General features: G+C 73.1%; 5 protein-coding genes. All 5 read left to right on the forward strand.

From position 1 onward, the window contains the following. A partial coding sequence (locus ACESL7_RS12915; protein WP_372893723.1) for a putative PEP-binding protein occupies nucleotides 1-1,636 on the forward strand: 1,636 nt, incomplete at its 5' end. A 167-nt stretch (nucleotides 1,637-1,803) separates the two neighbouring features. Continuing rightward, entirely contained in the window at nucleotides 1,804-2,445 is a 642-nt protein-coding gene (locus tag ACESL7_RS12920) for a cell wall hydrolase (RefSeq protein ID WP_372893724.1), read from the forward strand. A gap of 99 nt (nucleotides 2,446-2,544) precedes the next feature. Continuing rightward, on the forward strand, nucleotides 2,545-3,471 hold the full coding sequence (locus tag ACESL7_RS12925) for a dihydroneopterin aldolase (protein ID WP_372893725.1): 927 nt from the start codon (nucleotides 2,545-2,547) through the stop codon (nucleotides 3,469-3,471). Between the two features lie 41 nt (nucleotides 3,472-3,512). Further along, on the forward strand, nucleotides 3,513-4,523 hold the full coding sequence (folP, locus tag ACESL7_RS12930) for a dihydropteroate synthase (RefSeq protein WP_372893726.1): 1,011 nt from the start codon (nucleotides 3,513-3,515) through the stop codon (nucleotides 4,521-4,523). Beyond that, on the forward strand, nucleotides 4,520-5,037 hold a 518-nt coding region (locus tag ACESL7_RS12935), incomplete at its 3' end, for a phosphohexomutase domain-containing protein (protein ID WP_487247757.1). The genes folP and ACESL7_RS12935, both read left to right, overlap by 4 nt.

Genomic DNA, 5,037 nt, shown 5'->3' on the forward strand with positions numbered 1-5,037 from the left:
CGTCGTCATCCTCGACGGCGTGCGCGTCGCGCGCACGCCGCGCGCGGCGCTCCGGATCGCGGTCGCGCTCGCCGAGGATGGCATCCTGCCCCGCGAGGAGGCCCTGATGCGCGTCGAGCCCGGCGCGCTCTCGGAGCTTCTGCACCGGCAGGTGGCGCCCGGCGCGCGGCGCAACCGGCTCGCGCGCGGGGTCGCGGCGAGCCCCGGCGCCGCCTCCGGGCGGATCGTCTTTTCCGCCGACGCCGCGCAGGCCGCCGCCGCGCGGGGGGAATCGGCCGTGCTCGTCCGGCGCGAGACCTCGCCGGCCGACATCCGCGGCATGCACGCCGCGGTCGCCGTTCTGACCGAGCGCGGCGGCATGACCAGCCATGCGGCGGTGATCGGGCGCGGCCTCGGCCTGCCCTGCGTGGTCGGTGCCTCCGAGCTCGGCTTTCGCACGCAGGACCGGACCCTCGTCGCGCCGGACGGGCGGACGCTGCGCGAGGGCGACATCATCACCGTGGACGGCACCACCGGCGACGTGCTCGCCGGCGCGCCCGCGATGGTGGAGGCGGCGCTCGACGATGCCTTCCGCACTTTCCTGTCCTGGGCCGACGCGGTGCGCGACATCGGCGTGCGCGCCAATGCCGACACGCCCGACGACGCGCAGACCGCGCGCAACTTCGAGGCGCAGGGCATCGGGCTCTGCCGCACCGAGCACATGTTCTTCGAGGGCGACCGCATGACGCCCATGCGCGAGATGATCTTCGCCGACACGCCGGAGGATCGCCGCGCGGCGCTCGAACGGCTGCTGCCCATGCAGCGGCGGGACTTCGTCGAGCTTTTCCGGATCATGCAGGGCAAGCCGGTCTGCATCCGCCTCTTCGATCCGCCGCTGCACGAGTTCCTGCCGCGCGACCGCGCCGGGATGCGCGAGCTTGCCGCCTCGCTTGACCTGCCGCTCTCGGACGTCACCCGCCGGGTCGAGGCGCTCGGCGAATACAACCCCATGCTGGGCATGCGCGGCGTGCGCCTCGGCATCGCGGTGCCCGAGATCTACGACATGCAGGCGCGCGCCATCTTCGAGGCGACCGAGGAAGCGAGCCGCGAGGGTGCGCCGGTCGTGCCCGAGATCATGATCCCGCTCGTCTCGGCCAAGCGCGAGGTGGAACTGGTCAAGACCCGGATCGACGCGGTGGCGGCCGCGGTGATGACCGAGCGCACCGCGCGGCTCGATTATCGCCTCGGCGTGATGGTCGAGACGCCGCGCGCCTGCCTGCGCGCGGAGGATATCGCGCATCACTCCGCCTTCCTGAGCTTCGGGACGAACGACCTGACGCAGATGACCTACGGCCTCTCGCGCGACGACGCGGGGCGCTTCATGTCGGCCTATGTCACGCAGGGCGTCTTTCCGGAGGATCCCTTTCACGTGCTCGACGTGGAGGGCGTGGGCGAGCTCCTGCGGATCGCGGCGGAGCGCGGGCGGATCGGGCGGCCGGACATCGTGCTGTCGGTCTGCGGCGAGCATGGGGGCGATGCCGAATCGATCGCCTTCTGCCGCCGTGCCGGATTCGACTACGTCTCGTGCTCGCCGTTCCGGGTGCCGGTGGCACGCCTTGCCGCGGCGCAGCTCGCGCTCATGGACAAGATGGCGTAGCGGCCGCGGCGCCACCCTCGACATTTGGTCCGGGATCCAAAGCCGCCGGCGCTGTCAAGCGAATTCCCGCCGATGGCATGGTCGTTTCTGGACAATCCAGCGCCGGTTCCGATACCTCCTCGCCCGGTGCTTCGGCCCGCCGGGCCGGACAGGAGTTGGGGGATGTCATGCGCAAGCTTATCGCTGCCGGTGCGGCGGCCGTCGCGCTGGCTGCACCGGCCGGCGCCGAATTCGCGTCCGACCCGGCGCAGCACCTGATGCGCATAGAGCGTGACGCGCTCGAAACCGTGTCGCGCGACCGCCTGCAGCGCCTGATGCGCGCCGCCGCGGAGGCTGACGAAGACGTGGTCCGCGTGAGCTACGACGGAGACTGGCTTGCCGGTCAGGCGGCGCCCGACGGGGGCGCGGAATGGAAGTGCCTGTCCGAGGCGCTCTACTTCGAGGCCCGCGGCGAGAGCGTGCGCGGGCAGTTCGCCGTGGCCGAGGTGATCCTCAACCGGGTGGAAAGCTCCGTCTTTCCGGATACGGTCTGCGGCGTGATCGAGCAGGGCACCGGCGAGCTCTACCAGTGCCAGTTCACCTATACCTGCGACGGCGCGGCAGAGACGATTCACGAGCCCGAGGCCTGGGCGCAGGTCGGCAAGGTGGCGCGCGCGATGATCGACGGCGCGCCGCGGGCGCTGACCGACGGCGCGACGCATTACCACACGAAACACGTGAGCCCGCGCTGGGCGGGGGTGTATCCGCGCACCGCGACGATCGGCGTGCACCACTTCTACCGCAAGCCGGTGCGCGTGTCGTCGAACTGAGCGTGCCGCGAACGGGCGACGGGGTGCCGTTGGGCGCCCTGTCGGTGCCCGGCACCGCGGGGTAGGGTCGCGAGCGAATCGGCCCGGAGCGTACCCCTCATGTCAGATGTCCACCTCGCCTTCTCGCACCCGGTGGAGCGTGCCGTCGCCACCGCCGACGACCGCCCGCGCGACCGCATCTCGCTGCGCGAGCACGTCGTCGAGGTGGAGATCGGCGCCTTCCAGGCCGAGCGCGGGGCGACGCAGCGCGTGCGCTTCGACGTGGTGGTCGAGGTGCGCCCGCTGACCGAGCCGGTGGCCGACGACGTGGACCGCATCCTGAGCTACGACCGCCTGACCGAGGCCATCGCGCAGGAACTGGCCGCCGAGCGCGTCAACCTGCTGGAGACGCTCGCGGAGCGCATCGCCGAGCGCATCCTTCTGGAGCCCATGGCGATGCGCGCCTTCGTGCGCGTCGAGAAGCTCGACCGCGGCCCCGGCGCGCTCGGCGTCGAGATCGTGCGCACGCGCCGCGACCTGCCGCGCGACCTGCATCTCGTGCGCGACGAGGATCGGCCGCACCCTGTCATCGTCTATCTCTCGAACGCCGCGATCGCCTCGGATCGTCTGGCGCCCTGGCTCGACGGGCTGGAGGCGGCGGGGCGGCCCGCGATCCTCTGCGTGGGCGCGCCGGAGCTGCCGGCGCCGCGGGCACGCGCGGGGCTCGCGCAGCGGCGCATCGACCTTCTCGCCCTCGAGCAGAACGCCTGGGTGCTCGCGGGGCGGGACGCGCGCTGTGTCGTGGTCGAGAGCCGGACGGAACTCGACTGGGCGATGAAGCACGGGCAGATCAGCGTCTGGGCGCCCTCGAAGATCGTGCTCGACGCGGTGGACAGCCCCGAGGCGCAGCCGCGCGACGGCGTGGCGCTCGCCGCTTGGCTCGGGCGGCAGATGCAGGCCGCCGAGCTCGTCGTCGTCGGCGAAGCCCCGCCGGAGGAGCCGGGGCTGCCGGTCCGCGCGGCGGAGGCGGACGCGCCCGCGCTCTGAGCCGCTTGCCAAGCGCGCCGCCTTCGCGCATGCAGCAATCCATGACGTATTATCGCCCGATCGTCCGCCACGGCGCGGTCCGCCACGATGACGCGGTGCCGCTCGCCGGCGGCCCCGCGTGGTTCGCGGAGGCCGAATGCCTCTCCCGCGTGGCGGCCCCGCGCCTCGTCCCCGCGTCCGACCTGCCCGAGGATTGGCGCGCCGCGCTCACCGCGCCGCGCGCGCCGCTCGCCGGCCTCGCCATGGACCGTCCGCGGATCATGGGCATCCTGAACGTCACGCCCGACAGCTTCTCCGACGGCGGCGCGCATCTCGACCCCGAGACCGCCGTCGCCGCCGCCCGCGCGATGGCCGAGGCGGGGGCCGAGATCATCGACGTGGGTGGCGAATCGACCCGCCCCGGCGCCGTGGAGGTGCCCGAGCGGGAGGAGATCGCGCGCATCGCCCCCGTGACGGGCCCTGTCGCCGCGCTCGGCCATCCGGTCTCGATCGACACGCGCAAGGCCGCCGTCGCGCGGGCCGCGCTCGAGGCCGGGGCGGCGGTGGTCAACGACGTCTCGGCGCTCACCTTCGACCCTGGGCTGGCTGACGTCTGCGCCGCGACGGGCGCGCCGGTGATCCTGATGCACGCGCAGGGCACGCCCGAGACGATGCAGGACGACCCGCGCTACGACGCCGTGCTGCTGGACGTCTTCGACGCGCTCGAGGGGCATCTCGCGCGGGCCGAGGCCGCGGGCATCCCGCGCGCGCGCTGCGTCGTCGATCCCGGCATCGGCTTCGGCAAGACGCTCGCGCACAACCTCGCGCTGATCCGGGGCATCGCGCTCTTTCACGGGCTGGGCGTGCCGGTGATGCTCGGCGCCTCGCGCAAGGGCTTCATCGGGCAGGTCTCGGGCGCGCCCGGCGGCGCGGCGCGCGCGCCGGGCTCCGTCGCCGTGGCGCTCCGGGCGGTGGCCGAGGGGGTGCAGCTCCTGCGGGTGCACGACGTGGCGGAGACGGCGCAGGCGCTCGCGCTCTGGCAGGCGACGGAAGAGGGAGGCAAGGCGGCATGACCCGCAATTTCTTCGGCACCGACGGCATCCGCGGGCGGGCCAACACCGCGCCCATGACGGCGGACCTCGCGCTCCGCCTCGGACAGGCGGCGGGGCGGTACTTCCGCCGCGACGGCGGCAGCGCGGTGCACCGCGTGGTGATCGGCAAGGACACGCGGCTTTCCGGCTACATGTTCGAGAACGCGCTGACCGCGGGCCTCACCTCCGCCGGCATGAACGTCCTGCTGCTCGGCCCGGTGCCGACGCCGGCGGTGGGGCTGCTGACCCCCTCGATGCGCGCCGATCTCGGCATCATGATCTCGGCCTCGCACAACCCGGCCGAGGACAACGGGATCAAGTTCTTCGGTCCCGACGGCTTCAAGCTCTCCGACGCCGCCGAGGTGGAGATCGAGGCGCTGCTCGAGGCTGGTGTCGATCCCGCGCCGGCGCAGCAGATCGGGCGCGCGCAGCGGATCGACGACGGCCGCTTCCGCTACGTCGAGCGGGTGAAATCGACCTTTCCGCAGGGCATGCG

The organism is Rhodosalinus sp. (assembly GCF_041685465.1).
Classification (GTDB): Bacteria; Pseudomonadota; Alphaproteobacteria; order Rhodobacterales; family Rhodobacteraceae; genus Rhodosalinus.

Coding starts and splice junctions, on each gene's coding strand:
- ACESL7_RS12920 (WP_372893724.1), top strand. CDS start 1,804: ATGCGCAAGCTTATCGCTGCCGGTGCGGCGGCCGTCGCGCTGGCTGCA.
- ACESL7_RS12925 (WP_372893725.1), top strand. CDS start 2,545: ATGTCAGATGTCCACCTCGCCTTCTCGCACCCGGTGGAGCGTGCCGTC.
- folP (WP_372893726.1), top strand. CDS start 3,513: ATGACGTATTATCGCCCGATCGTCCGCCACGGCGCGGTCCGCCACGAT.